We start from the raw sequence: 25,799 nt of genomic DNA, 5'->3' as shown, positions 1-25,799 counted from the left end.
TACCTCCCATACAATCGATTTGAAATCTAATGTTAGATATTTATATGACTTATCTGTATGTCATAAATACTGAGTTTTCATATGATTTGTATTTGCCATCACCAGATTTTTCAACTGAGGGTAGCAAAACTGCCAAAACTGAAGTGGTCTGTTTTCTACGTTTTACACTTATCGTGATCGGGAGCATCTCCTATACCGAATGTATCAAACGTGTCAGTCCACTTCAATATATGAACCCCTCCATATGGTATTCTAAAGAACGTTTGAGCCACTGAATTTCAATAAAATACCCTTGAGCGAAATACAAATCCATTGCCCATTGTATAATTTATTTCGATTAATCCTATATGCTTGCAGTGAATTTATCTCTATCCGTATAATAACCTAGAATCGTGCATTAGATTGAGAGGGGCGTACCTGCATGTCTGGCCAATTTACTGTTGATGTTTTTGTGGAAATCCCGAAAGGCAGTCAAAATAAGTACGAATTTGATGAAAAAGAAGGAGCTTTCCGCTTAGACCGTGTTCTTTACTCTCCTATGCACTATCCAGCTGAATATGGTCATATTCCTCATACGCTGGCTAAGGATGGCGATCCGCTCGATGCGCTTGTCTTAACATCTGTACCGACGTTTCCTGGATGCCTCATTGAAACCCGAGTTGTGGGTGTGCTGGTTATGTCAGATGAAAAAGGCCAAGATGAAAAGCTGATTGGTGTGGCAGAAAAAGATCCACGCTTTGCACAAATTCAGACACTAGAAGACATTCCACCGCACATTCTCAAAGAGATAGCCCATTTCTTCCAAGTATATAAAGATTTAGAAAATAAAGAAGTAAAAATTGAAGGATGGAAAGGAACTAAAGAAGCTCAAGAAATCCTTCAAGACGCTATCAATCGCGCAAAACATTAAAGTAAGAATGAAAATAGTCATCAAATTTTGGGCAGAACAGTTTCTGCCCTTTTTCATATCTTTAGGTCTGATTCATTTATCCAGCTATTCAGGCAAACGTTTGTAAAGGAGAAGATTGCATGACTATACAGTTCCCAAGAATTGTATCACTTTGTCCTAGCAATACTGAGTGGATTGATGCATTGGGTCTGATAGACGCAGTGGTTGGTGTAGATGATTATTCTGATTATCCTGACCTATCAAACCATCCTGCGAAACGTCTTGGTCCTGACCTGCATATCCGAATGGAAGAAGTCATCTCACTAAATCCTGATTTGGTTGTAGCATCGCTTTCTGTACCAGGAATGGAAAAGGTAATTGAACAACTTCAAGAGACTGGATTACCCTATATCGTAATTTCTTCACATCGGTTAGAGGATATCTGGAATGATGGTCTTAAAATTGCTGACGCTCTTGATATGAAGGAAATCCGTTTGCGTGCTCATCAGTTACAAGACAATTTAAAGAGGAGAGTAGAACTCATTCGAGAGCAAGCAGAAAAGTTCACTGTAAATAAAAACAAACTGAGCGTCTATTTTGAATGGTGGCCCCATCCAATATTCTCACCTGCAAGAGATAATTGGCTTAGCGATGTATGTGAAATCATCGGTGTGAAAAATTGCTTTCAGGATATCCCTGGACAACAGATGAAAGACGAGACAGGTGAACAAGTTGTAGCAGCCGCTCCCGATGTGATGGCAGCTATTTGGACCGGTATTCCTCAACACAAGGTTCCGGCCAAAAAATTATTGTCCAGATCTTGGGTTCCAAAAATACCAGCTTTTTCATCAAGAAGAATCTATATTCTCTCAGAAGGACTATATTGTCGCCCTTCCCCCCGTTTAATGGAAGGCATTGAACAATTGTTTAGACTGCTTCACACGAGTCAAGAAAACCTGTCTTCACAGGATGCAGAACAATACGGACCTATTCGCTATCCGTTTCTAGAACTATCAGATTCAAAAGATATTCTTGATACTCTGAATATCTAAAGTTTTTATCCAACAACTCAAATCTATCAGTAAGACTGCCAATCGTCGGAATCTGGATTTTCAGGGCGCCGTCTTTTTATCACCCAAGACTTCCCTTTTCTTATCCCTATAATCATGAGACAAATTAAAATAATTGCGTAAGAAATTTTTAAAGCATAGGGAACATGGAGGGAGGAATGCAACCAATCTGCAATTTCATAGGCTGCAATAGCAATAGCAGCAAACATCCAATTAGGAAAACCGTAATTCATCAAACCCCTCCATTTCGCTCTATTCATTATACACTATTGATAAACTCTATCGGGACAACTTTCTTGTTCCTATGACGTTTGGTCATTTTTCTTGCATTCGCTATACTACTTTAAGAAGCAACTATGCTCAAAGGAGAGAATTAAATTGGCAGGTCAAGCTCATGCAATTCACTGTCCGAAATGTGATAGCGTTCTGTTTCGAGAAGAAAAAATTGTTGAACTCGATTCTAGTGTGGTTATTCGAGAGGATTTACCCGTAAGTGCACGGGCCATTAAAACTCAATATCGTTATGTATGCTTATCTTGTGGAAATCTTTTACATCATGAGTGGACAGGCACACACCCATCTTAATCGTCAAACTTAATGTAGAACAGAATTTTCAAAAAAGCGGCGTAATCTATACGCCGCTTTTTACAATGCTTACACTACTGTATCAATTTATTCAAATGATAAGGAACCTGATTTACTCTCTATTTTCGCATGAAATTCCTAATTGGAGGGCAAAGTAAAATCGGATGGATTGCCTATAGAGAGGATGAAAGTTTTCGATGCCGGGACGCCACGCAAGAAAGCATCGTACACCTGTTAAAAAAATTAGTTCCGTTTTTTTTCTTGCCGGAGCATTGGTCACCGGAACCTTATTGGGTTTACATAAATTCCCCAAACACACGATTCATGCAGCACATTCCCAATCGCAGACATCGCGTCTCCAGATGAACGAGCCCTATCAACTGCTGATTCTTGGCACAGATGCTCGACCAGGTGACAAAAATGGCAACAGTGACGTCCTTATGATCATGCGTGTCGATCCTGAAGCTCATCGAATTGCACTACTCTCCATTCCTCGCGATACACAAGTGGCATTCCCAGATGGCCGATTCCGAAAGATTAACGAATCCATGCAAATCGGCGGTGCCACTTTAAGTGAGAAAGTCGTAGAAAAACTAATAGGCTTACCTATAGATGGTTATGTAGTGGCTCATTTCGACAGTGTTGTTCAACTTGTTAACTTGCTGGGGGGAATCACACTGCATATTTCTAAACCCATGCACTACGATACAGGCGATAAGGTACACCATCGTATATGGCTCAATCCTGGTTTACAGCATGTAGATGGAGAAGATGCCCTAGGTTTTGTGCGCTTTCGCCACGATGAATTGGGGGATATCGGAAGAACAGAACGGCAACAAGAATTTATACAAGCCATTTATCAGCAAATTTTACAACCCAAAAACTTATTACACCTTCCTGAAATATCCAAAATTATGTGGAACTCTGTAGATACCGACCTCTCTATGTGGGATGTTATTAAAATGATTGGACACATGGAACAGTACAAAAACTATTCCATCATTCATGAAACACTTCCTGGTTCCTTTCATAATCCTAACCCACTTTATGCTGGAGACTTGAGTTATTGGGTAGTCAATCCGCAACAAGCCAAATTTGAAGCTCACAGATTTTTGCTTAACGGAATTTGCAACACGCAGACCATCCAAAATCCTTCTGAGACAAATAATTGGAAACCACCGCATCACTAAATGGATGGCTTCTTGGTCAGGCTCAACCGCGATCGCGCGTGACAATGACTCTGCGGTCAGGTTTGGGAAGAGATAACTTTTTCCCTCCCCAGGTCAAATGGCGATTTGCCTGATAACTCCATATAGTGGAGATTAATATGCCAATGGTTTGACCGACCAGCACTTGTATACCTATCATTTCCAAACCGCGCATAATCCAAGTCGTCAATGCGACACTTACAGCAGATATCGCCATAAACAGCAACATCCGAATCCAACCCGGCTTGTGTTCTTTTTGCTTAGCATCACGCCAAGTTAAAGCGTCATTCCATATGTAATTGTTCACCATAGCCATTAAAGATGCCAAAACGGAGGCCAAAACATGATTCATTCCAAGCAAATAAATAAATCCGGCCATCAGTCCTAAATTGACCCATACACCACTGAAGCCAATCATTGCGAAAAGTGGAAAACGACGATCTTCCTCACTTTGCCACATCAATTTCCAAAGATGAATCAGGTAATTCCACTGTTCACGGATACTCATCTTTGACTCTCCTGCGTCTCTAGCTTTAAATTGATAGGGTATCTCATGAACTGTACGATAGTTAGCTTTCATCAAAATTTCTATAAGTATTTTCCAGCCAAGTGGTTGTAATTTAACCCCTTGTACAACTGTACGTTTAAATCCAAAAAAACCACTCGTACAATCAGAAATAGGCCTTAAGCGCTTGAGTAATAACCGTCCAATAGAACGTGCTCCGAAAGAGATCAGCTTTCGCACTCCGACTAAACCGCCATCTGAACCGCCTTCAACAAAACGGCTAGGAATAACAATATCAATACCTGCTTTTAATCGCTCCACCATAGCGGGCAAAAGTTCAGGTGGATGCTGTAAATCAGCATCCATAACAATAATCCATTCCGATTCTGTTTGGTGAATGCCTTCGACAACAGCTGTACCAAGACCCTTTCCATTCTCACGATGGTAATAGCGAACGCGTTGGTCCAGAGCGGCCATTTTCTCCAATTTTTGTGGTGTTTCATCCGTACTATCATCAACAAAAAAAATTTCATAATCAATATTTGTATCTGCAAGTGCTTGATGAATCTGCTGCACTAAATTTTGAACGTTATCTTTTTCATTAAACGATGGTATGACCAAAGAAAGTTCCAACCGCCACCGTTCCTCTCCAATACTTCATCTTATATATCATACCATAGTCGGGATGCTGGAGAGGAGAATTTTTTTCTTACATAGGCCAATATCCGTGAAGTGTCCAATCAGAAAGAGGGGGTAAATCGCAAGGTGAATTAGAAGATAAAAAGGGCCAAGGATAATAGGGATGTAAAGCAGGATAGCTGGAAGTCATCCAATAGACAAATGTATTTGACGATCTCGATTTACTGATTTGTTGACGCAAATTCCATGGCAAAATGTAAACTTTTCCTCCTAAACAATAAGGCAGACTGACTGCAATTTCCGTTGAAAAATGCCCTTCCTTTACGGACGGATTATCATGTTCACGCATTCTTATCGTCTCCTCATAACTGTAGACGTCCTGCAACATGCCGTTTGCCATCCGTCAAAGCATGCACAATTACATTATCTTATGTTGTGCAGCAACTTACGGTCACAAGTGAGACGAAAAGAGATTAAGAAGAGATGTCTGTAGTTTGGCGAGTTTTGCGTTCAATCGGTTGCATTTCCATAAATTCTACAACTCTGCCCATCAATCGAATAAATTGTTCAGCATCTTCAGATCCTAATTCTGTAAGCAATTGTCGAGCAATATTACAGCGCTCCTGTTGCAATCCACTTAAAATTTCAAATCCTTTGTTTGTAATTTCGTGAAAGACTACCCTTCGATCTTCTTGAGAACGTTTTCGTTCAACCATTTGCATCTTAACTAATTCATCACACACTTGCGTCACTGCTCCAGGACTCAGATCAGCAACTCGGGCTAAATCAGACGCTTTTGTTTTACCTTCCTGATATAAGTGACGCAACAAATAGGCTTGAGTGGGTGTTAACCCAAAACGCTTAATGGGTGAATGAGCCTGTAATACCCGCGACAGTTTGGTCAAAACTTCTTCAAAAGTGCGCACTTGTTCTTCTGAAATGGCGCTGTGCATCATATTTCACCTCGTGAGTCATCATTACCACCAGTTTAGTCCTCTAATGCCTGACCAGCAAGTCAAGAGTAGGTGCGCTTTTTGGTTTGCTGATGAAGCCAGTAGCCCCCGGCCCCTACAATAAGAATGGGAATGATACCCACCAAGAGATACAAATTATTCCCCATAATTCCTGCATACACTAAGGATACCCCTATATAATACGGAACAATAGAAATCGCTGCAGTCCACACATAAGTCCAAAGACTAACAGATGACATCATACCAGCGGCGTAATTTACAACAAATGCAGGAATCGGCAGTAATCTAGCAAAAAGTAAGCCTAATCCACCTTTTCTCTCGACCCATCCATTCACCTGCTGCCACTTTTCCTCCGATACAAAGCGTCGAATGACCGGCACTCCTAGCGTACGTGCCAAAATGTAAATCAAAAGAGCACTTAAAGTTGAACCCAGCCATGCATAGAAAATACCCCATCCTATACCATAAACCTTTAAATACATGACCAAAAGACCTTCTGATGGAATGGGTGTCATGCAAAAAAAGACCATCAGCAAGATAGCCGCACCAATCCCCAGCCATCCCCAGGATTTGAGTATATTGGACAGTTGATGATGACGATCAGCATACAAAGCTGCAACAAAAATAGCGACTCCAACCAAAAAAATGGCCAGACTCTTCCACGATAAAGCCTTACCTATAGTTGACATTCGGCTTCGCCGCCAATTCTTCTTTAAGTGTATATTTACACAGTATCAAACTCTGGCGGCCGAGGCAACGATACGCTCGGCCGCATGAATCTTGAAACTAATCCTCTCCTGGTTCGTCTGCTCGATGCACAAAATTCGGAATTCTTTTTTTCGATCCGTTAGGAATTTCTGCTTCTTTCTCTGCAGAAATATCAAAAAAATGTTCTTTTTCTTCATCAGTATGCCTGAGACCTTCTAAATCGACGCGGCGATAAGAATAACCTGGTACTCGATGAGAACGGATATTGGTCAAAGAATTCGCCTCCTTTGCAAACTTTATCATCTCGCGTCCTGTTTTCAGACATACGTTTTACAAGATGTTAAAATCTAGCCGACGCTCTTCTATTCATATCCTGGTTTCATTCAGGGAAAAGTAAAAAAGGAGCCATTCCTGTAATGAATTAATTTCGGGTTTGAAATGAAAAGAGCGCCTCCTGTATGCTGGGTTCCGAATGCAGGATACATTCATTCCCTAATTGAGGAGGACGCTCAACGTGAAGTATAAGATGCAGCAGAAGCAAAATCAACGAATTCAACAAATTACCGATTGTACCCTGATTGTGGGAGCTGACATTGCAAAGGAAACACATGTAGCGAGAGCCATTGATTTTCGTGGGATTGAGCTCGGTAAGGAATGCGTTTTTGCCAACGATGATGAGGGTCTGACGAAACTCGTAACGTGGATGAAGGAGTTACAACGGCTGCATGGCAAGACGGATATCGTCTTTGGAGTTGAGCCGACCGGACACTACTGGTTCCCGTTAGGCGCCTTCATCCAAGAGTTGGATGTACGATTCGTGCTGTTGAATCCGCACCACGTTAACAAGAGCAAAGAGTTGGAGGATAACTGTCCCACGAAAAATGACTACAAGGATGCCAAGGTCATTGCAAATCTGGTGAAAGACGGCAAGTACACCGAACCTAAACTTCCGACTGGCGTTTATGCGGATTTGCGGATCCTCATGAACCTGAGAGAGAAGGTAATGGTGAACTTAGGTCAGGTACAGCAGCGGATTCAGAACTGGCTCGACCGGTTCTTTCCGGAATATACCCAGGTTTTTAAGGACTGGGAAGGCAAGGCATCTCTCATTACACTGCGTAAGTCCCCGCTTCCACAGGACCTCACCTCGCTAGGCGCCAGCGAGATTGTGAATCAGTGGAAGAGTAGCGGTGTAAGGCGGGCTGTAGGCATGAAGCGAGCGAAACGGCTCGTTTCAGCCGCTGAGAAGTCCATTGGTCTTAAAGAGGGGCTCATGGCTGCTCGGTTGGAACTGACGGCTCTGCTGGAGCAATATGAAATGTTTTTACGGCAGCGTGATGAAATCATGGCTCAGGTGGAACAACTGCTGAACCAGATTCCAGGCACTGAAGAGATGCTGAGTGTGCCAGGGATGGGTGTCACGACACTTGCCGGATTCCTGGCTGAAGTCGGCGATCTCCAAGGATATGACCATGGGCAGCAGATCATTCGGCTAGCCGGTCTCAATCTGAAAGAGAACAGTTCTGGCAAGAGAAAAGGGAAAACTGGCATCTCCAAACGTGGTCGTTCTCGGCTGAGGGCATTACTCCTCCGAGCGGTATTACCGATGGTTGCCACGAACCCCGAATTTAAGGCTCTGCACCACTATTACACGACACGAGCGTGTAATCCGTTGAAAAAGAAACAGTCGCTCATTGCGCTGTGTGGAAAGCTCATTCGTGTTCTGCACACATTGGGCACAAAGCAAGTTCAGTACAACGCCGAGGATTTATTGGGACCCATTCGGAAGTCCCAAATACAGATGGCTGCTTAATCGAATCAAACTCGTCAGTTCGATTTACTTGCTTATGAACGATGAACACCAAGACAAACAGAAGCACGGATAAGCCGTAGAAACATACACCGTAAGGGCAACGACCCAGTAAAGGAGCAAGAAACGGCATCCACCCCTTGAGAGGTAGTACGAAGGAATGTGAGGGCACAGACCCAGTGTGACATGGGAGGGTAAACCGCAAGGGACAGCGTGGACATCCAAAGGTGCGAACATCATTATGTTCCATGTATTGGTAAATTAACGCCAATCTCTGTTCCTGCCACGGAGTATCCGTTTGAAAATTGGCACATTTAACATTCCGACGCTTCCTCTCAAGTTGTCAAGGTACGTAATCGTGAGAATGAGTGAGTAAATAGAAGAAAACATTAATTCTTAGTGGGAGGTGTTTGGGTTTGAATGAACAAACGATGACGGAAAAACCATTTAGTTTGATCACTCGGGAAGAATTAAAATCCATGGTAGATGCAGGTATGACTGACGCTCAAATTGCCGTTCAATATGGTGTAACCGCCAATGAAGTCAATCATAAGCGAAGACTTATGAATCTCTTGCAAGGACAATTATCTGCAGCCGAACTTGCAGAAGCTGTCCACATAGCAGAAGCCGTCAAGCACCTGCCTTGGAAAGGAATTGAAGAAGTTAAATCCGTTGTAAAAAAATATTCTTCACAGCAAAAGCCTTGGTAGTGATTCTTTTACTTATTCCGTTCTGGATGTCCATACTATTGAATTGCGGTTATCAATCGGCATGTCGACTCCATCGACATCATAAACCATTGATAAACAACCTATCATGGTGGAACCAGGAGCAAGCGAGCCAAATCCAGAATTTTCTTTCTGATGAACATTTCCCCCCATCACCACATTGCATTTTCCCATGATGAGGAAGGAACAGGAGTCGAGATGGTCAATTTTCATCATCCATGATTTTAAATTTGCAAATGCATTTTGATCCTCCAACTGTCTCACTTCCTAATTATGTATACCTTAACTACGTCAGAATATCATTCAAATTGAATCGGAACATACTCATCAAAATCATCGCCCGGTTGGGCGATTTTTTGAATACGAACCAACAATACTCCATCTTTGAAATGGGCAATAACTTTATCAGAATGAACGCGAACTGGAAATTCTATTATCCGTTCAAAAGGTCCGTGATGCCGCTCAATTTGCAGAGCGGTGTCATCTTTACCACTGAAATCGGTTGAACGACCTCGAATAATCATTTGTCTATCGCTGACTCGTATTTTAATATCATTTGCACTCGAGGCGCCGGGTACATCAAGCACAACTACCAATTCATGACCGCGATCGTACATATCCACTGGAGGATACACCTCATGGCCTCCTGAAAATGGAGAGGGATTACCCTGTTGCATTTGAGGAAATGGCATATTCTTAAAAAAATCTTCTCCCAGGAGTTTTCTCCAATCCCGTAAATCCCCCATATTTTTCAACATTTCAAAGGGATTAGAAAAATTTCCCCAACCAAAATTAGAGTCGTTCTGATTGGCCATTCATGCTCCCCCTGCCTCTACCTTTCACCATGATGATGTACGCTCGGGTTTTGCAAGGTTTTCTCAGAGTCAATATGATCTTCATCCTTTAAAAAACTTAATGTACGGTAGATTTGAGTTTGATGGCCTTGCAAACTTCCCCATCCCTCATTCTTTTTTGTATGCGAAACCATGTGCGAAATAAAATTGTCCCCATAGCTAACTAAAGAACCTTTTTTGACAGATTTGACACTCCAATCCTGTCCATAGAATTTCATTTATTCACCTACGTCCTCTTTTTGATTCGGCGCCTTGGGCAGATGCGCTTCCATGCGCTGAAGCATCTGTTGCAACCAATCTTCTGTCGGTCGTTCTACATTCCCAGGGTGATCAAGTATATCGGGATCGTGCAAGAAACTTTTCATATCTTTGAGAACTGCATGATCGCCACTTACCGAACCGAATCCTTGATTGGTTTTTTTATAACTCCGAAAATGAGATGGCCAATTATTGCCCATATTGAGACATGATGCTCCTTCTATTTGTCCAATTCGCAGTGTACCTATGGCAAATGTCGGGGAAAAAAACTCACGCATACGTTCTCTACCTTCTTTTTGACTGTGGATGAGACCCATCACTGGAGAAACGGTAACCGCTGCCAGTTGCAAATACTCTTCCTTCATAATCCTGATGCTCAGTATTTGAATTCAGAGGCTTGGCTTCTGTCTGGTCCACCCAATGAGAAGAAGCTAAATTCTCTATGGATTTTGGAGATTGTACAACACGTGGACTAAAATTATTGCCTAAATTTAGCGATCCACTTAATTCTTGTACATCGATACTCTCCAGCTTAAAAATCAGTTCGTCAAAATTTGCTTCATTAATGTGAAGTTCTTGAATATTTACGCGAGATGATTCGCGATTCAACAAATTTTGCAAAATATTTTTCAGTTCTTCTTGCTGTTGTTTAATCTCGTCTAATTGCGCTTTGGTGCTACGCTTCTTTTTCCACAGCATAGACGTCCACCACCTTTTCGCCAATTGGCCAATGAATGGGACAAATACGCTTGCTGCGTGTCCATGCCATGATTAATCTATGCCCGCGTCCTTGAAAATAGGACAATTGAAGCTTAAAGTCTGTCTTACTTCTTCCAAACAGGGCTGAATAGTTTTGAAAACTGCAGAACGCATGTGAATATAAAACGGCGCGGTTGTCATATTGACTAACCGCACCATCCAAATCATGTTTGTTCAACTCATATCCACTCAACACTTGCTAAAACCGCAAGCTTCACATTCATAACAGCCACCTGTACGAATCAGCGTATGTTGGTGACATTCGGGACACCAGTCTTTGGCAAGCGTATACGTGCGCAACTCACTCTGCACCAACGCTTCTTCTGTTACAGTAGCTTCTAAAGCATCCAGACTTGACCCTTTTAAGCGACGCAACGGAAAAGTCTCAGCGTGCTGAATCAACGACTTGGCAATAGCATCAGGCACTGAAGTGATACGATTATCTCCAAAGCCAACTGCGTTAGATCCGCCAATGCCCGAGAAGTGCTTGACCAGTTCCGCCTCCTTATTCGGATTAGCCGAATCGCGAAGATAAAGAGTAATAGCTCGACCTAAAGCCTCGTTTGCCGCATAGACGTCCGATCCAGCTTTACCAATATTGACAAACATCTCCACCGCCACATGCTCTGTCGGATCGTCATTAATTGTAATAAAAGCTTTACCAAGCGGTGTATTTTTGCGATACGTGGCTCCATATAGAACATCCGGACGCTTGCGCTTTCGGTAACCTGTAGCTGCCGCCGCTTCTACACTTGCTCCTTCTTGAGGGAAAACTTCACTTTCCATCTTTGTCTCTTCTTCTTTGAGAGACAGCACCTGTTCCGATCGCGAACCATCACGATAAATGGTAATTCCTTTACAACCAACCTCATAAGCCAAATCGTAAAGTCGTAATGTATCCTCAATGGTATATGAATGGGGAGCATTACATGTTTTCGAAATGGAACTATCAATCCATTTTTGTAAAGCACCCTGTACGCGCACATGATCTTCCGGAGCGAGATCCATCGCGGTCACAAAATAATCCGGCAACTCTTGATTGGGATGCTTTTGATGAAACTCATTAACAATCTCAGCACTTTCCTCAAACATCCCAAGTCGAGAATTGCGGAAATAAGACCAGGCATAATACGGCTCGCAACCTGTCGAACAACCAACCATTGTACCTGTAGTTCCTGTAGGAGCAATTGTCATCGTGGTGACATTGCGAACACCAAATTGACGAATAGCCTCTACAACATGAGGTTTTTCACGCGCCATCTGTTTCATATAACCGGATGCCAGAAATTTATCTGCGTCAAATGCGGGAAACGGTCCATTTTCTTTAGCCAACTCAACAGATTCTAGGTAGCACCATTCAGCCATCAATCCCATCAAAATATCTATAAATTTGACTGAGTTCTCCCCACCATAGCGATATCCACAATAGAGCAACAAATCATGCAACCCCATAATGCCAAGTCCAACACGTCGCTCCCGCAACTGATTCTGTCGATTAGCCTCAAACGGATAATAAGTTGCATCGATAACAGCATCCTGAAAACGAAGCCCAGTACGCGTTACCCATTCCAAATCTTCCCATAAAACGTGATGGAGAAGAAATTCTGCTTCCGAGTCCGAAAAGTGCTGGCGAAGCAACGATAGAATATACTGTTCTTTTTTCTTGTCAGCGAATTCATGTCGTTCGGCAGTATCGCGGAATCCGACAGCAAATTTGCTTAATACAACCGCCCCTAAATTGCAAATGCCGTTTGCAGGGAGTGGTTGTTCACCGCAAGGGTTTGTCGCTACTAAAGGATTAAAATAATATGAATTGGATAAATGATTAGCGCGCCCTAAAAAGACAACTCCCGGTTCAGCAGACTTCCAAGCTGATACACATAATTCTCGCCATAATTCCTCGGCTGGCAATTCTTCTGTAATCTGCAGAGTACCTCCATGGCCTGCCCAGGACTCGAAGTCCCCATCAAATTGCGTCATATCTGCGAGAGGTACAAAGCCAAGTGACCATTGTCCTCCTGATTTACGGGCTTCCATAAACTGTTCAGACACACCAACTGAGATATTGGCTCCCGTAATGACACCCTCTACCTGCTTGCAACGAATAAATTTTAAAATATCTGCGTGTCTGTCGTTCAATATCAACATCAGGGCTCCACGTCTAGAGCCGCCCTGCAAGGTCAACTGACACCCTACACTCATAATTTCTCCCACGCCTACCGGACCAAAGCCGTAACCAAACACCTCATTGCCCTTGTCATAGAGTAATCCCCACGAATAGGCGCCTGAAGAACGGCCATTCACACCTCGCACATAACTGTAGCGTGGCCGTAACGATGAAAGATTAATTGTCACACGCTTTCCGTCACCCATTTTTTCCCACATATCACCCAATGTAGACGCAATCGTCCCCCGCTGATCTCCAGGATAAAGGACACTTCCAACAACATCGCTAAGAATTTGTACACCGCTATACAACAATTCGTCATAGAGCTGACGAGCATTGACGGTCTCCAAGTCAATTATCGGTAAGCCAGCTGCCAACCAATCCTCAATTCGACCGTTCCACAATTCATCGTATCCTTCTACTGAAGTATCAGGAAAAACAAACGTCCAATTCGCTTCTTCTTCCACAGCCCGCAAAAATTCTTTATTCACACGTACCACTTTCGTACTGTTGGGATATTCTGTTGCCAAAAAATCTCGAATGTCTGCATGCCAAATATCCAACATTAACTGTAAATGCGTATTGCGTTTCTCATTGGAAACAGGTACTAAGGTTCCCTGAGGAGGAATACGAGAAAGATTCATTCCAACCCCGCCTGATCGGGCTTGAATTTCTAGAGTCTGTCCAAACGATTCTGCATAATCGCGCGGTGTAGGTCCCACACTGGGAATGACAAAACAGTTGTAACTGGTCGTCTTCATTCCTGTTCCCATAGAAGCATTAATGCGCCCGCCTGGAACATATCGCCAGCGACTCTGCAACTGATAGAAATCTTCCTCAAACTTACCCGGTTGCAGCGTGACGCTTGCAGCGCCGCGTGCAATTCGCCGCCACATTTGGCGCGGGGCCGTTTCAAGCAGCACATCTACCTGCTGTACAGGCAGTTCTTCCCGAACCCCATCCCGCAGTTCAACAACAACCTGGGATTGATCGGATGAAATCGAAACAATACGCGCCAACTCATGATAAGCACGTTTTTTATCCAGCACTGCTACAACTAGAGATCCTTCCGCTAAGGATTCCTTCCTGACATCCTTCATCAGGTAACGATCAGCCACAATTCGTTCACCTGTAGCATGCAGCCAATCCTCATCTGTAAACGGAAGCATACTTGTATCCTTTGTAACACTCACCCGGCATTCTCCTCTGCTCCATGCTTGTCTAAAAGTTATGTAACATTTTTCTCCATCAATGCAAGCACTTCTTTGGCAAAAGTCTCCACATCACGAAACTGGCGATATACACTGGCGAAACGGACATACGCCACTCCATCAATCGACCGCAATTCTTCCATCACTCGCTCACCAATGGCAGATGAAGGTACTTCCCGTTCGTATTCAGCCCGCAAACTCTGTTCAATGTGCGTGACAACTTCATCAAGCTTATCGGCAGAGATAGGGCGTTTCTCACAAGCACGTTGCAACCCGCGATAGAGCTTGTCCCGATCAAATTCTTCACGCATTTTATCTTTCTTGACAACCACTAGAGGCCGTAATTCCACGCGTTCCCAGGTTGTGAAACGTTTACTGCATTCCACATTGACACACTCTCGTCTTCTGCGGGTTGCTGAATCTTCTTCGCTCGATCTCGATTCGATAACACGGGAATTTTCGCTACCACAAAACGGACAGCGCACAGCTTTCCACTCCTTACATCTCAGTAAAAACCAGCGGGGAGCCACTCAAATGGACACTATATATAGTGCGATGATGGAAACACCGACGATTATAAACCCTAAATATAGCGTGCGCAAGAATTGACAAATTTCAACTTTTGAGATCCAATATTTCTGCAGAAATTTCCGCCACCGAAGAAAATGTCTGCAAATTCCCTGAAAGATGGCCATAAATCCTCTGCCAGTCCTGCATTTCTCTTGCATTTAAATGCACGCCGCTCTCTACCCAAAAAGTGCGGATGCCAGTGGTAAGACCAGCCGCAATATCTGTCCAGAGATTATCGCCAACAATCAATGTTTCTTCAAGAGAAACGGCATAGCGTTGACTTGCATAGTGAATCATATAAGCGTTTGGTTTACCCACTGTTACTGCTTCCACACCACTCGCAATAGATACAAACGCTCCAAGCGCTCCATTCCCTGGTTGAAAGCTGCCGCCTTCGAGCGGAATACGAATATCTCCATTGGTCAGCAACAAACGTCCCGTAAGCGCAGCAATACGACTCAGACGTCCCAAAGACTGATAAGTTGCGTCCATATCCAATCCAATCACAGCGGCAGTAAACGATTCCCAATGAAACTGTTCCCATTTTTCATGGCCAGCATAAAATGGGACAAATTCTGCTTCAAGAAGCGCCTGGCGCAACCCGTTTTTTCCTATATACGCCACATGGCTACCTTTCTCCAACCGCCACTCTGCACTTAAAAAAGCTGCCGCCGCTTCTGCGGCGGTGCAAACTTCATCCGAATTCGCAAAGATACCTAAAGAACGCAGGTGATTGGCTGTTTCCTCCGGAGTACGAGTGGCGTTATTCGTAAAAAATACTGGCTTTATCTTTAATTGACGCAACCGTTCTACGAACTCTGGAGCTCCAGATATGACTTGTTTTCCGCGAAATAGGGTCCCATCAAGATCTAACAAAGCTAACGAAATTCCTAAACCAGCTTTTTTCTCTTTTTTTGGATGCATGTTTTCTCCCTCCACGCATCCATCATGGACGAGACTTCCTAGCCGCGCAAGTCACTCTTCTATCGACATCCGATTCCTTAACAATTGACAACTTATCGCATAGATGCCATGTTTTTACCTTTTGCCCAGACATCCGGAGGCGTGAACTGCCGTAAGGCAACCGCCGTTTCCCTAAGCCAATGCACTCGTTGGCGTTGCCACTCCTGAAGCAATGTTTGCCATTCAGAATATTGTTTTCCTTCCGATACTTGAGGCAAAAAAGTCGATATGGCTCGATCCGCTCCACGCGCAACATAAATAGCCATCACCGTCATTTGCAGCAACAACGGTGTATAATGAACCGGATCGGTCGTAGCGTAATGCAATCGAGTCAATGAGCCAGCTGCAAGATCTCGATAGTAACTGGACGCTGCTAGTGATGTGTAAATATTGGACTGATTTGACATCTTTTCTCCAACTGGTGTTTGCAGCATCTCTTCAAAAATGGAGCAGAATACTTGATGTGCGTAAATGCTGTGTTTAATATTCTGCAGCGCTGGAGCGTAGGTGGATTCAACTGCATAATCCATGGCGCATTCCTCCAAATTTTTTCAGGCCCATGCTAGGCACAATTCATTTATATGTCACGGCTCATACACAGGTGACAGAAGGAATTGGTCAGCGTGTATGCGAAATCTAGACAGACGAGAGGCCATGATGATCAATGTAAGATTGCAAAATGCAAATGGGGTGCACGATTGCAAAATTTACTACCTTGGCAACAAATCAGCCAACATGTATGGCAAATAGACGTGCCAACAAACACATTGCCGCCTGAGTCAAGCACAAATCTTTATCTCATTGCTGACGCAGGTTACGGTTTATTGGTCGATCCAGGTTCTAACCGTCCAGAAGTTGGGCAAACCATACAAGCAATCGCCGACCAATTGCGTATTGAGCTATGGATCGGAGTGATGGCGACACACTACCATCACGACCATACGGACGGACTTGGACTGTTGTCGAAAAGGTTAAATTGTCCAGCGTATCTCCACAAACTAGAAATTGACAAATATTGCGCAGAACATTCGGGGGAAATGAGACCGCTAGAACTCCCTGACAAGTTTCAATGGGCATCCATCGAAGTGAGCATTCAACATTCGCCAGGTCATACACACGGGCATGTTTATGTACAGATAAATCCAGATAACGTAATTTGCGTTGGAGATCATCTCAGTGCCACAGGCACAGTTTGGGTTGGTCCTCCCGACGGTCACATGGACGATTTTTATGAATCACTGGAATGGCTTATCCAAGCAGAAGGGAGACTGGCTCTGCCAGGACATGGACACCCCATCTCCCATCCACAACTGGCTGCTCAAAAAATGTTGGATCGGCGATTGCAGCGAGAACAGGACATTTTAAAACTGTTGGTGTCAGGAGAAAAAAGTTTGGACGATTTGCAAATGGCTCTCTATCCAAACTTGCCTACCGCGGCCAAAATTTTTGCCAAACGCACCCTACTCGCGCACCTTGTTCGTCTTGAATCGACAGGAGAAGTAAAGCGCTCATTTTGTCCTAAAAATAAATCCACTCTATTTTTTAGAACAGGAAACTACTAGGAGGATTTCTTGTGTCATCAGTACAGTCCATCGGATCGAACAAATGGAAAACTGTCCTAAACACCCGCCGCATAGGCTGGTTCATTTTGATTGTCGCCCTTTTATTCCGAGTTGGCAAAGCTTACGCCACAAAATCCATTCCTATCTACGGCGACATGGTTCACTACAACCATTCGGCATTATTTTTGCTGCTACACCATGTATACACCTATTGGGGGAGCGGACCTGCTGCACAAATCACCCCAGGTTATCCACTTTTTTTAGCTGCTATGTACGCCGTAGGTCGTCTCTTCAGTCCCAATGTTCATGTATGGATTCATATGGCTTTAATGGGTCAGGCTGTTTTGTCAGCCTGGAGCGTTTATTTACTATATCGACTGTCTCTCCGTTTGACTCCTGCTTGGGGAGCGGTACTCGCTGCTCTGCTTTTTCTGACTTACCCAACAGCCATATGGAGTCCGCTGACTTTACTTACTGAAACACTTTATGTTTTTACACTGTTGCTTTTTGTGACCGCCTTTTTTCGTGCACTCGAAAAACCATTACTCAGACGTTTTTTTCTTGCTGGACTCTTGCTCGGCTTATGCACCCTTGTACGACCGACTGTATTTCCACTCATCATCGCTCCAGTTTTACTGTTCTTACAATCCGCGTACAGACGGCAGATGGGTCGAAGTTTGCGCAACTGGGCTATTTATGTCATCGGATTTATCTTGCCAATGTTTCCCTGGTGGATTCGCAATGAAGTTGTCTTTCACAAACTTATTTTGACAGATGAAGATGCAGGAAATCCTCTGCTGTATGGAACCACAAGGCGCTTTTTGAACGATCCGGCGCTTGGACGCGGCCTATCGCCAAAACAACAAGAACACCTTGCTCTTGTACGTATAGGTCAACAGTTTGCTCATCATCCATGGCAATCATTACAATGGTATACGGTAGACAAACTACAACTGCTCTTTTCTACGCCATGGTACCTTGGTCAGCCATCCCATACGTTCACAGGCCACTTATTAAACTTCTGGTTACACGCTCACTTAGTTTGGGTTATTCTTGGAAGTATAGGTCTAATATTAGGATTACAAAAATTAATGGGACGTTGGCTTACAGCATTGGTTTTCTATTTTGTTCTTGTCCAACTGCCATTTATTCCAATTAATCGATATGTATATCCTGTCATGCCATTTTTCTTTATTGGCGTAGCCTATTTCTTGTACTTTGCCTATACTCGTGGTCAGAGACAACTTTTAACCAACCAACAAAATAGGAAAGACCCGCAGGATGAAGACAAAACATGGGGGCTCAATACGTAATGAAAGTAGCTGTACTTATTCCCTGCTATAATGAAGAATTGACCATCGATAAGGTCGTTCGAGATTGGCGCAAGGCGCTGCCTGAAGCAACCGTATACGTGTACGACAACAATTCCCGCGACAATACTGCGCTTATTGCTAAAAAAGCAGGAGCAATTGTACGCCGAGAGACGCGTCAAGGAAAAGGCAATGTCATTCGTTCCATGTTTCGAGATGTCGATGCTGATATTTATGTCATGATTGATGGAGATGATACCTACCCGGCCAGTGCCGCACGAACTTTGATGCAACCTATTCTGGACAATGAAGCGGATATGGTCATTGGAGATCGACTATCGAACGGATCTTACAGTGCTGAAAACAAACGCCCTTTACACGATTTTGGAAATCGTATGGTACGTTCCCTGATTAATCGTCTATTTGATTCCAATCTACGGGATATTATGACTGGGTATCGTATCTTTAACAGACGATTTGCCAAAACCATGCCCATTAAAAGTGAAGGATTTGAAATTGAAACAGAGATGACGTTGCACGCTTTGGACAAAAATTTTCGCATTGTTGAAATTCCGATTGATTATCGTGATCGGCCAGAAGGCAGCGTTTCCAAATTGAATACATTTCGCGACGGGATACGCGTATTAAAAACCGTTTTTCGCATTTTCAAAGACTATCGACCACTTGCTTTTTTTACTGCTGTGGCCCTCATCTTCTTTGTTTTAGGTTTAATAGTGGGTATCCCAGTCATCAGCGAATTTATCAGCACACATCAAATCGCCAAAATCCCATCTGCTATTTTGGCAGTCGGTCTGATGATATTAGCAACTAATTCCTTAACTTGCGGCTTTATTCTGGATACCATAGTCAGTCAACATCGCGATGAATACGAGTTGATGCTTAACCAACACGCTTGGCAACATCCTTTATTTGAAGAGAAAGAGAGGATACATTGGTGAATTATTTACTGATTCTCTGCAATATCATCTTGCTGGTTGGAGGCCAAACGTTATGGAAAATTGGCATCGGAAAGCAACATCTTGACAGTTTAAAAGCAGTCATTTTGGTCATGTTTTCCCCTTGGGTGATTGCGGGTCTCGTCTTATATGTGATTGCTACAGTGATTTGGATTTATTTACTATCCAAAATGTCTCTCTCCCTCCTGTATCCTATGCAGAGCTTGGCATATGTAGCAGCAATTCTAGTTTCTATCTTTATTTTTAAAGAACACGTATCTGCTTGGCGTTGGGCAGGAGTAGCGGTCATTTTAGCTGGTGTGTCACTTGTTGTAAAGTAAGAGAAATCACAATCAATGATTTCTCTTACTTTACAACTCCATCTATCCAGCTTATCCAAATCAAATATGAACTTCTCCTGTGAAAACCTCTACTGCCTCTCCAGTCATCAAAACTCGTCCATTCCGAATCTCAATACGCAAATCTCCACCAAGCAAATGAACGGTAACTTGCTCAGCCAAAAGTCCTGCAGCTACTCCTGCAGCCACACTTGCACAGGCCCCAGTACCGCAAGCAAAAGTAATTCCAGAACCTCGTTCCCAAACACGAAAATCTAGTTCATACGGTGTTTTTGGCGTGACAAACTCAACATTGGTCCGATGAATAAAACTCGGATGATGTTCAATTTTTGGACCAATCTCCTCAACAGGATACTCTTTGGCATTCTCGACAAATTGAACAAAGTGTGGGTTACCAACGGACACCAAGTACCCTGAATAAATGTCACCATTAACCTCTATACTTGCGCGTCCTGCGCGATCTGCTTCACCACGAAACCCGACTGCTTCTGGACCAAATTGGACAGTCCCCATATCCACTGTTACGCTGGGAACGTAACCATTTGCGTCCGGATATACTGTTGCGTCAACTATGCCTGCTTTGGTCTCAATCTGAAAATTCGTTTGTCCGTGCACATAACCGTGCTCATAAGCGTATTTGGCAACACAACGAAGACCATTACCACAGTTTTCTGCTTCAGAGCCATCTGCATTAAAAATGCGCATACGTATATCAGCACTCTGAGAAGGTCCAATTAAAATCATTCCATCAGAACCAATCCCTTTACGAACATCACTTAATTGAACAGCCAAATCAGAAAGTTGATAGTTGGTCAGTTTTTCCTCAAACTCAGATATATAAATGTAATTGTTGCCGAGTGCATGCATTTTAGTAACTTTCATCGATTCTCTCCCCCATGAATCATTCAGCAATACTTTACACGATATCAACCGCATCATAACCTCATTATTGACTCCAATTCAAACCGATGCAAGCGGAAATGCACTTGCATAGAACAATCGCAATGTGCTATAATTCTCACGTTGTCTTTTCGTAATTACATGCGGCCATGGCGGAATTGGCAGACGCGCTAGATTCAGGTTCTAGTGGGGGCAACCCCGTGGAGGTTCAAGTCCTCTTGGCCGCACCAATTAAACCCTAAGGCTTTTGAGATAAGTACTCAAAACCTTAGGGTTTTTAGATGTAAGAAGTTGGCTATTGAATATAAATGCAAATGAAAAATGATATGTTAACAACATGACAACTCATAAAGATTTTTTAATATTCCACTTTCGTACACTGCCTGAAGCAAAAATCACCCTCCAGTCTTCATGTTCAGTCAGCATTTCAATGGAACAGACTACAAAATCAAACTAACCGCAAACAAAATTTATGATAAAAGTTTTAGAAAACTAAAAATCGAGCAAACTGATTTCCATGACATCTCAAAAGGAGTTGAATAATCTTGACGATGAATGAAAATTCCAATGAAGAATATCGTTTTGCCAATATTCCCACAAATCTGCTTGAGAAAATTCGTCAACTTGAAACTGAACTTGCTGCTGAATTAGACGAATCGATTGTCCTTTTAGCATACGAGAAAAAACATAGAAATCGTTTGCAAGCATGATCCATTTCTCTATTCAGGTCATCACCTGAATAATGGGTTAGAAATCCAGTCGCTTGCAAACTACTACTTTTCTTTCTATGATTGAATAGATCACAGTTTGTAAGCTTGGAGTGGGTACAACATGAGAGAGTATTTATTAGAATTTTGGACGGATAGAAGGGTTATGTTTCTTTCACTAGTTTTTATCGCATCAATTATTCTCACTTTCTCCCTTCACCACTCACTGAAGCTATGGTTCGCCTTCCTATCTGGTGCTGTTGCTTGGTATTTTATTGAATATATCGTACATCGTTTTATTTTACACGGTATTCTCTCTAAAATTATGCCTAGAGCCTATGAGGGGCACGTCCGGCACCATACGCATCCTGAAGAGATGAAAACTCTGCTCACCCCTAATCAATATAATATTCCAGGCTACCTAGGCATTTTTTTACTATGCATATGGATTTCGCATTCCTTAGATATCAGCTTTGCCTTTTTAACGACACTGTCTATCTGTCAACTTTATTATGAATGGTCTCACTTTGTTTCCCATCGACCCATCGTGCCACTTACACCTTGGGGAAAATGGATGAAAAAATTTCATCTTCTTCATCATTTTCAAAACGAACATTACTGGTTTGGTGTTACCAACTCTACTTTGGATGCACTGGTAGGAACCAGTCCCGATCCGAAAATAGTAGAGCGTGTTTCATCTGCAGATAAAAATCGCTATCGATATAGAGACAAGAAAAAAAACGTCCCTATTGAAAATCAAGATGGTTACACCGCCCAGTCCAGTGAAGCGCCATCCAATTTATAATGGAAGTCGTCACATTAACTAGAAGGGCTACTCAGCTAGCCTCTTTTTTAGTTTAATTTCAGAAAAAATTGCTGTAGGCCTCATCAGTATGATTTTATCGAATTCGCCCCCAGCATCAATTCATGACTACGGTACTGAGCCTCATCGATAACAATGAGAATCATAAGCGATACATTCTTTCTACAGTTTCCTGATCATACGACAGCCACAAACCCCTGCCTTCAGATAGGTCAGGGGCTGTGGAATCTAGTAGCTATTTTTCTATTTCAAAATATACCTTATCTAAATGTCAATTTCCTGATCCTGAACCGTAGGTTGTAGCTGTGGTAGTTCCATCACTGTTGTGAATTTCCATTATCAACTCTTTTGTATAATGAATTTCAGATTTCTGTAAACGTAAAATAGATTCATCGAGTACAGGTAAGGCATTATGATAGGGATGTTTGGACCAGTTGTCGAGCGACTCATTTTTATTCAATTTTGCGATTTTTGCATCGATGGAAGTCAATCTTTTTTGATCTTTATCATGATCGCGAATCGCCTTGGCAAGTAGTCCTTTCTGGTGTGGATGATGCTCATATTCTATGACTAACTTCCATGCGTCTTCATTTAATTTCAATACATTCAGACGTTTTTTTTCTAAACGTTTTAACTCTGCATTTTTCTGGGTTGTGGATAATGTCATTTTGGGAAGATTGCCTTTTTGTTGGACAAGATTTTGTTCAGACGCATAAAGTGCTGAAATTTGTGCACTGATATCTTGAATTGTAGCAAGAAGTTGCGCAGCATTTCCTGACGGGACATTCTCTGTGTTCACTTGGCTAAGTAATTGGGTTTCTATATTTTGATTTTCTTGGTATTTTTGTGCAAACGATGCATTCGATGTATCTGCAAACACCATTGAACTTGCCATTGACATGGTCACGAGTAAAGTGCCCAAACTGAGCATAAACTTGGTTCTTTTTTTCATTTTGATTCCTCCTATACAGGTGTAAGATAGAAAACATGTAAAATTCATTTCTTGTATCAAAAGATAGACAATCCATATGTCAACTGTATGTCAATCAGCTCACTCCAAAATTATTTTTCTATTACTCGCAAATATAAAGCGGAAAACGCAAAGTAAATATAGTACCAACACCAACCGTCGATTGAACCTCAATAGTTCCTTGCATTTTTTCGACTAAATATTTAACAATCGTCAAACCTAAACCAGTTCTCGCAACTGAAGAAGTTCGTGAAACAGACCCAGTAAAAAATCGCTCCCAAATGTGATCAAGCATCTCTTCAGGAATACCTTCCCCCGAATCTGAAATGCAAACTTGCAATTTTTCGTTTTCTATAGAATTGATGATTTCAATTTTGCCTTGTGAAGTGTGACGTATGGCATTATCCAATAAATTAAAGAGGATTTGTGTTAGCCGTTCAGGATCCCCCCAAATTTCAATATCCTCAGGAGTTTCAACCATGCGAAACTCAAGATTTTTTTGTTCAATACGCGCACGGATTCGATGAATAACATCCTCAACAAGAGGTGTCCAGGAAACTGCATGACAATTTAAAGTTAAATGACCTGTCTCAATTGCAGACAAATCTAACATACTATTTAAAATATTATTGAGTCGATTTAATTCTTTATAAATAATTTCAAGATATTTTCTTTGATCAGTAGCTGGAATAACACCTTCTAATATGCCTTGAACAAATCCGCGAACTGAGGTTAGCGGAGTTCTAATTTCATGCGAAACATTGGCGATGAGATCTTTACGCATTTCTTCTAATTTTGATAGTTTTACTGCCATTTGATTAAAAGTTATGGCTAGCTGCCCTACTTCATCATTTCCTTGCACGGGAACTCTTTGATTAAAATTTCCCTGACCAATAAATTGAACAGCTTGTGTAATTTTCAATAGCGGATGGGAAAATTTTCTTGAAAAATAATACAGAATACCTATCGTTATTATTAAAATAGGTATAGCAATGAGAACAATAATTTGGGTCACTTGATTGGCTTGAAGACTTTGAATGGGCGTATGCAGGAATAAGGCTCCTATAATAACTCCCTGTTCTCGAATAGGCAGCCCTATGGTGAACATGGACTCTCGATTCACTTTACTAAAAGGACCTACAATCTGTATGATTTGTCCATTGACTACTTTTTTAACCGCAGATGTGTTGTAAATATCACGATTCCGAATCAGTTGGCGAGATAATTGCTGAATTTTTCTTAAATCATTGCCTTGATTCAAAAGAAGCAAATTAATGGTTACATCATCTCGTTGTTTCAATCTGGCCAATTGTTTTTTGAATCGTAAATTTGATTGTGGTATCTGATTTGCCCTTTCAATTTCAGGCAGAAGAATCTCAGCATCACGATGAAGTACAACAAAACGTTGTTCGACAAGGTAATGACGAATCTCCATATTGATAACAAAAGATAACAATGTAAAAGCAAGGAAAATAACACTCATGTATACAACAAGAATTCTACGAAACATAGAAGTCAGCATTACTTGTCCCCCACCTCAAATTTGTAACCAATACCACGTACTGTAGAAATTTGATAATGAGGATTGCTAGGAATTTTTTTGCGAAGACGTTTTACAAGTACATCAACTGCACGATCTTCACCTAAAAAATCGATACCCCAAACTAAAGCGATTAATTGTTGCCTGGTTAATACTTGATTGGGATGTTGAGTCAAAATAGATATAAGTTGATACTCTCGTGGACTGAGTTCTAGTTTTTTATCTTTGATATAAACTTCATGTGCTTGGTTATCGATCTTAAAATCATGGTAACGTACTGTGCTTAACTGTGTTTGCATTTGTGACAAATAAGAGCGACGAAGTAAAGAAACCACTCTAGCCGTCAGTTCATTGGGATCAAAAGGCTTAACAATATAATCATCTGCCCCCAACTTGAAACCTTCTAATTTGTCAGACATTTCCCCTCTTGCCGTGACCATTAAAACAGGGACAGGATGATTCTTCTGTATGATTTGGCATAATTCCCAACCATCCATTTCCGGCATCATCAAATCCAATACCACAATGTGGATAGTCTCTGTTTGTAATTTCGAAAGTGCTGAATTTCCATTATGAGCTGTACTGACTTGAAATCCTTGATTCTGCAAGTACATCCGGATTAGATCGATAATATTCGGATCATCATCAACAACCAATACTCTAAAATCATTTGCGCAAAAGGTTTTCATCCACATATCCCTCAATTATTGACAGCCTAAAAATTTAATTTTTTATTCTGCATCACAGAGACTTGCTCCTCTTTTGAATTAGATA

Annotated in this window: 31 protein-coding genes and 1 tRNA gene; 13 read left to right on the top strand and 19 right to left on the bottom strand. The window is 42.2% G+C overall.

Annotated features, from left to right (window positions below; translation table 11 throughout):
• Positions 1 to 421: 421 nt before the first annotated feature.
• Complete coding sequence (locus ACOJUR_RS09080) at positions 422 to 910, top strand: inorganic diphosphatase (protein WP_072873123.1); 489 nt, start codon at positions 422 to 424, stop codon at positions 908 to 910.
• Between the two features lie 119 nt (positions 911 to 1,029).
• Positions 1,030 to 1,941, top strand: a complete 912-nt coding sequence (locus ACOJUR_RS09075) for an ABC transporter substrate-binding protein (RefSeq protein WP_420949830.1) — start codon at positions 1,030 to 1,032, stop codon at positions 1,939 to 1,941.
• Between the two features lie 26 nt (positions 1,942 to 1,967).
• On the opposite strand, the gene ACOJUR_RS09070 is transcribed toward ACOJUR_RS09075, so the two are convergent.
• Complete coding sequence (locus tag ACOJUR_RS09070) at positions 1,968 to 2,192, bottom strand: hypothetical protein (protein WP_072873121.1); 225 nt, start codon at positions 2,190 to 2,192, stop codon at positions 1,968 to 1,970.
• Between the two features lie 145 nt (positions 2,193 to 2,337).
• Here ACOJUR_RS09070 and ACOJUR_RS09065 point away from each other — a divergent pair, with 145 nt between their 5' ends.
• Entirely contained in the window at positions 2,338 to 2,544 is a 207-nt protein-coding gene (locus tag ACOJUR_RS09065; protein ID WP_420949829.1) for a hypothetical protein, read from the top strand.
• Between the two features lie 197 nt (positions 2,545 to 2,741).
• Entirely contained in the window at positions 2,742 to 3,734 is a 993-nt protein-coding gene (locus ACOJUR_RS09060; RefSeq protein ID WP_203114121.1) for an LCP family protein, read from the top strand.
• Positions 3,735 to 3,756: 22 nt separating this feature from the next.
• Here the strand turns inward: ACOJUR_RS09060 and ACOJUR_RS09055 are convergent, their stop codons facing one another.
• From ACOJUR_RS09055 to ACOJUR_RS09035, 5 genes are all read right to left on the bottom strand, one after another.
• Positions 3,757 to 4,890: a glycosyltransferase gene (locus ACOJUR_RS09055; protein ID WP_420949828.1), complete on the bottom strand. Its 1,134-nt coding sequence runs from the start codon at positions 4,888 to 4,890 to the stop codon at positions 3,757 to 3,759.
• Between the two features lie 76 nt (positions 4,891 to 4,966).
• Positions 4,967 to 5,245 (bottom strand): hypothetical protein, encoded by a 279-nt coding sequence (locus ACOJUR_RS09050; RefSeq protein ID WP_072873117.1) that lies wholly within the window; start codon positions 5,243 to 5,245, stop codon positions 4,967 to 4,969.
• 124 nt (positions 5,246 to 5,369) lie between these two features.
• On the bottom strand, positions 5,370 to 5,849 hold the full coding sequence (locus tag ACOJUR_RS09045; RefSeq protein ID WP_165611931.1) for a MarR family winged helix-turn-helix transcriptional regulator: 480 nt from the start codon (positions 5,847 to 5,849) through the stop codon (positions 5,370 to 5,372).
• A 62-nt stretch (positions 5,850 to 5,911) separates the two neighbouring features.
• Positions 5,912 to 6,559, bottom strand: a complete 648-nt coding sequence (locus tag ACOJUR_RS09040; RefSeq protein WP_072873115.1) for a TVP38/TMEM64 family protein — start codon at positions 6,557 to 6,559, stop codon at positions 5,912 to 5,914.
• Between the two features lie 97 nt (positions 6,560 to 6,656).
• Positions 6,657 to 6,851, bottom strand: coding sequence for a hypothetical protein (locus tag ACOJUR_RS09035; protein ID WP_072873114.1), 195 nt, complete (start codon positions 6,849 to 6,851; stop codon positions 6,657 to 6,659).
• Positions 6,852 to 7,104: 253 nt separating this feature from the next.
• Between ACOJUR_RS09035 and ACOJUR_RS09030 the strand changes: the two genes are divergently transcribed.
• Together ACOJUR_RS09030 and ACOJUR_RS09025 are read left to right on the top strand one after the other, a co-directional pair.
• Positions 7,105 to 8,391, top strand: coding sequence for an IS110 family RNA-guided transposase (locus ACOJUR_RS09030; protein ID WP_420950530.1), 1,287 nt, complete (start codon positions 7,105 to 7,107; stop codon positions 8,389 to 8,391).
• 413 nt (positions 8,392 to 8,804) lie between these two features.
• Entirely contained in the window at positions 8,805 to 9,098 is a 294-nt protein-coding gene (locus ACOJUR_RS09025) for a helix-turn-helix domain-containing protein (RefSeq protein ID WP_072873113.1), read from the top strand.
• Between the two features lie 12 nt (positions 9,099 to 9,110).
• Here the strand turns inward: ACOJUR_RS09025 and ACOJUR_RS09020 are convergent, their stop codons facing one another.
• From ACOJUR_RS09020 to ACOJUR_RS08980, 9 genes are all read right to left on the bottom strand, one after another.
• The gene (locus ACOJUR_RS09020) at positions 9,111 to 9,371 is read right to left on the bottom strand and encodes a hypothetical protein (RefSeq protein ID WP_072873112.1); all 261 of its coding nucleotides are present in this window, start codon (positions 9,369 to 9,371) and stop codon (positions 9,111 to 9,113) included.
• A gap of 44 nt (positions 9,372 to 9,415) precedes the next feature.
• Positions 9,416 to 9,931 carry an Hsp20/alpha crystallin family protein gene (locus ACOJUR_RS09015; protein WP_072873111.1) on the bottom strand — a complete coding sequence of 172 codons (516 nt, stop codon included), beginning with the start codon at positions 9,929 to 9,931 and terminating at the stop codon, positions 9,416 to 9,418.
• 257 nt (positions 9,932 to 10,188) lie between these two features.
• Positions 10,189 to 10,506: a hypothetical protein gene (locus ACOJUR_RS09010; RefSeq protein ID WP_072873109.1), complete on the bottom strand. Its 318-nt coding sequence runs from the start codon at positions 10,504 to 10,506 to the stop codon at positions 10,189 to 10,191.
• A gap of 7 nt (positions 10,507 to 10,513) precedes the next feature.
• Positions 10,514 to 10,927, bottom strand: coding sequence for a hypothetical protein (locus tag ACOJUR_RS09005; RefSeq protein WP_420949827.1), 414 nt, complete (start codon positions 10,925 to 10,927; stop codon positions 10,514 to 10,516).
• Complete coding sequence (locus ACOJUR_RS09000; RefSeq protein ID WP_420949826.1) at positions 10,905 to 11,165, bottom strand: hypothetical protein; 261 nt, start codon at positions 11,163 to 11,165, stop codon at positions 10,905 to 10,907. The genes ACOJUR_RS09005 and ACOJUR_RS09000 overlap by 23 nt, the downstream gene beginning before the upstream one ends.
• Positions 11,166 to 11,176: 11 nt before the next feature.
• On the bottom strand, positions 11,177 to 14,323 hold the full coding sequence (locus ACOJUR_RS08995) for an adenosylcobalamin-dependent ribonucleoside-diphosphate reductase (protein ID WP_420950529.1): 3,147 nt from the start codon (positions 14,321 to 14,323) through the stop codon (positions 11,177 to 11,179).
• A 59-nt stretch (positions 14,324 to 14,382) separates the two neighbouring features.
• The gene (gene nrdR, locus ACOJUR_RS08990; RefSeq protein ID WP_072873106.1) at positions 14,383 to 14,850 is read right to left on the bottom strand and encodes a transcriptional regulator NrdR; all 468 of its coding nucleotides are present in this window, start codon (positions 14,848 to 14,850) and stop codon (positions 14,383 to 14,385) included.
• Between the two features lie 130 nt (positions 14,851 to 14,980).
• Positions 14,981 to 15,859, bottom strand: a complete 879-nt coding sequence (locus ACOJUR_RS08985; RefSeq protein ID WP_420949825.1) for an HAD-IIA family hydrolase — start codon at positions 15,857 to 15,859, stop codon at positions 14,981 to 14,983.
• Positions 15,860 to 15,951: 92 nt separating this feature from the next.
• Positions 15,952 to 16,428, bottom strand: a complete 477-nt coding sequence (locus ACOJUR_RS08980; protein ID WP_072873104.1) for a hypothetical protein — start codon at positions 16,426 to 16,428, stop codon at positions 15,952 to 15,954.
• Positions 16,429 to 16,596: 168 nt separating this feature from the next.
• Here ACOJUR_RS08980 and ACOJUR_RS08975 point away from each other — a divergent pair, with 168 nt between their 5' ends.
• The 4 genes from ACOJUR_RS08975 to ACOJUR_RS08960 are packed head-to-tail and all read left to right on the top strand — an operon-like array spanning position 16,597 to position 20,067.
• On the top strand, positions 16,597 to 17,460 hold the full coding sequence (locus ACOJUR_RS08975) for an MBL fold metallo-hydrolase (RefSeq protein WP_420949824.1): 864 nt from the start codon (positions 16,597 to 16,599) through the stop codon (positions 17,458 to 17,460).
• An 11-nt stretch (positions 17,461 to 17,471) separates the two neighbouring features.
• The gene (locus tag ACOJUR_RS08970; protein WP_420949823.1) at positions 17,472 to 18,773 is read left to right on the top strand and encodes a glycosyltransferase family 39 protein; all 1,302 of its coding nucleotides are present in this window, start codon (positions 17,472 to 17,474) and stop codon (positions 18,771 to 18,773) included.
• The gene (locus ACOJUR_RS08965) at positions 18,773 to 19,729 is read left to right on the top strand and encodes a glycosyltransferase family 2 protein (RefSeq protein WP_203115564.1); all 957 of its coding nucleotides are present in this window, start codon (positions 18,773 to 18,775) and stop codon (positions 19,727 to 19,729) included. The genes ACOJUR_RS08970 and ACOJUR_RS08965 overlap by 1 nt, the downstream gene beginning before the upstream one ends.
• On the top strand, positions 19,726 to 20,067 hold the full coding sequence (locus ACOJUR_RS08960; RefSeq protein ID WP_072873100.1) for an EamA family transporter: 342 nt from the start codon (positions 19,726 to 19,728) through the stop codon (positions 20,065 to 20,067). Before ACOJUR_RS08965 ends, ACOJUR_RS08960 begins: the two co-directional genes overlap by 4 nt.
• A 60-nt stretch (positions 20,068 to 20,127) precedes the next feature.
• On the opposite strand, the gene dapF is transcribed toward ACOJUR_RS08960, so the two are convergent.
• Positions 20,128 to 20,967 carry a diaminopimelate epimerase gene (gene dapF / locus ACOJUR_RS08955; protein WP_420949822.1) on the bottom strand — a complete coding sequence of 280 codons (840 nt, stop codon included), beginning with the start codon at positions 20,965 to 20,967 and terminating at the stop codon, positions 20,128 to 20,130.
• A gap of 161 nt (positions 20,968 to 21,128) precedes the next feature.
• Here dapF and ACOJUR_RS08950 point away from each other — a divergent pair.
• The 3 genes from ACOJUR_RS08950 (at position 21,129) to ACOJUR_RS08940 (ending at position 22,497) form a co-directional block, all read left to right on the top strand.
• Positions 21,129 to 21,215, top strand: a tRNA-Leu gene (locus ACOJUR_RS08950).
• Positions 21,216 to 21,530: 315 nt separating this feature from the next.
• Positions 21,531 to 21,695, top strand: coding sequence for a hypothetical protein (locus tag ACOJUR_RS08945; RefSeq protein ID WP_203114128.1), 165 nt, complete (start codon positions 21,531 to 21,533; stop codon positions 21,693 to 21,695).
• Between the two features lie 121 nt (positions 21,696 to 21,816).
• The gene (locus ACOJUR_RS08940) at positions 21,817 to 22,497 is read left to right on the top strand and encodes a sterol desaturase family protein (protein WP_420949821.1); all 681 of its coding nucleotides are present in this window, start codon (positions 21,817 to 21,819) and stop codon (positions 22,495 to 22,497) included.
• Positions 22,498 to 22,786: 289 nt separating this feature from the next.
• Here the strand turns inward: ACOJUR_RS08940 and ACOJUR_RS08935 are convergent, their stop codons facing one another.
• The 3 genes from ACOJUR_RS08935 to ACOJUR_RS08925 form a co-directional block, all read right to left on the bottom strand.
• Positions 22,787 to 23,467 carry a hypothetical protein gene (locus tag ACOJUR_RS08935; RefSeq protein WP_420949820.1) on the bottom strand — a complete coding sequence of 227 codons (681 nt, stop codon included), beginning with the start codon at positions 23,465 to 23,467 and terminating at the stop codon, positions 22,787 to 22,789.
• A 121-nt stretch (positions 23,468 to 23,588) separates the two neighbouring features.
• Entirely contained in the window at positions 23,589 to 25,007 is a 1,419-nt protein-coding gene (locus ACOJUR_RS08930) for a sensor histidine kinase (RefSeq protein WP_420949819.1), read from the bottom strand.
• Positions 25,007 to 25,714 carry a response regulator transcription factor gene (locus ACOJUR_RS08925; protein WP_420949818.1) on the bottom strand — a complete coding sequence of 236 codons (708 nt, stop codon included), beginning with the start codon at positions 25,712 to 25,714 and terminating at the stop codon, positions 25,007 to 25,009. Before ACOJUR_RS08925 ends, ACOJUR_RS08930 begins: the two co-directional genes overlap by 1 nt.
• Between the last annotated feature and the right edge of the window lie 85 nt (positions 25,715 to 25,799).

The organism is Alicyclobacillus tolerans (genome assembly GCF_048984885.1).
Classification (GTDB): domain Bacteria; phylum Bacillota; class Bacilli; order Alicyclobacillales; family Alicyclobacillaceae; genus Alicyclobacillus_I; species Alicyclobacillus_I tolerans.
This window is presented reverse-complemented; position numbering and strand designations above follow the sequence as displayed.

Bases quoted from the DNA above. Each gene is read 5' to 3' on its own strand.
- ACOJUR_RS09010 (WP_072873109.1), bottom strand. From the start codon at position 10,506: ATGCGTGAGTTTTTTTCCCCGACATTTGCCATAGGTACACTGCGAATT.
- ACOJUR_RS09080 (WP_072873123.1), top strand. From the start codon at position 422: ATGTCTGGCCAATTTACTGTTGATGTTTTTGTGGAAATCCCGAAAGGC.
- ACOJUR_RS09030 (WP_420950530.1), top strand. From the start codon at position 7,105: ATGCAGCAGAAGCAAAATCAACGAATTCAACAAATTACCGATTGTACC.
- ACOJUR_RS08925 (WP_420949818.1), bottom strand. From the start codon at position 25,714: ATGAAAACCTTTTGCGCAAATGATTTTAGAGTATTGGTTGTTGATGAT.
- ACOJUR_RS09070 (WP_072873121.1), bottom strand. From the start codon at position 2,192: ATGAATTACGGTTTTCCTAATTGGATGTTTGCTGCTATTGCTATTGCA.
- ACOJUR_RS08995 (WP_420950529.1), bottom strand. From the start codon at position 14,323: ATGCTTCCGTTTACAGATGAGGATTGGCTGCATGCTACAGGTGAACGA.
- ACOJUR_RS09015 (WP_072873111.1), bottom strand. From the start codon at position 9,931: ATGGCCAATCAGAACGACTCTAATTTTGGTTGGGGAAATTTTTCTAAT.
- ACOJUR_RS08965 (WP_203115564.1), top strand. From the start codon at position 18,773: ATGAAAGTAGCTGTACTTATTCCCTGCTATAATGAAGAATTGACCATC.
- ACOJUR_RS08940 (WP_420949821.1), top strand. From the start codon at position 21,817: ATGAGAGAGTATTTATTAGAATTTTGGACGGATAGAAGGGTTATGTTT.
- ACOJUR_RS08985 (WP_420949825.1), bottom strand. From the start codon at position 15,859: ATGCATCCAAAAAAAGAGAAAAAAGCTGGTTTAGGAATTTCGTTAGCT.
- ACOJUR_RS08935 (WP_420949820.1), bottom strand. From the start codon at position 23,467: ATGAAAAAAAGAACCAAGTTTATGCTCAGTTTGGGCACTTTACTCGTG.
- ACOJUR_RS09060 (WP_203114121.1), top strand. From the start codon at position 2,742: ATGCCGGGACGCCACGCAAGAAAGCATCGTACACCTGTTAAAAAAATT.
- ACOJUR_RS08930 (WP_420949819.1), bottom strand. From the start codon at position 25,007: ATGCTGACTTCTATGTTTCGTAGAATTCTTGTTGTATACATGAGTGTT.
- ACOJUR_RS08980 (WP_072873104.1), bottom strand. From the start codon at position 16,428: ATGGATTATGCAGTTGAATCCACCTACGCTCCAGCGCTGCAGAATATT.
- ACOJUR_RS09050 (WP_072873117.1), bottom strand. From the start codon at position 5,245: ATGCGTGAACATGATAATCCGTCCGTAAAGGAAGGGCATTTTTCAACG.
- dapF (WP_420949822.1), bottom strand. From the start codon at position 20,967: ATGAAAGTTACTAAAATGCATGCACTCGGCAACAATTACATTTATATA.
- ACOJUR_RS09005 (WP_420949827.1), bottom strand. From the start codon at position 10,927: ATGCTGTGGAAAAAGAAGCGTAGCACCAAAGCGCAATTAGACGAGATT.
- ACOJUR_RS09075 (WP_420949830.1), top strand. From the start codon at position 1,030: ATGACTATACAGTTCCCAAGAATTGTATCACTTTGTCCTAGCAATACT.
- ACOJUR_RS09045 (WP_165611931.1), bottom strand. From the start codon at position 5,849: ATGCACAGCGCCATTTCAGAAGAACAAGTGCGCACTTTTGAAGAAGTT.
- ACOJUR_RS09040 (WP_072873115.1), bottom strand. From the start codon at position 6,559: ATGTCAACTATAGGTAAGGCTTTATCGTGGAAGAGTCTGGCCATTTTT.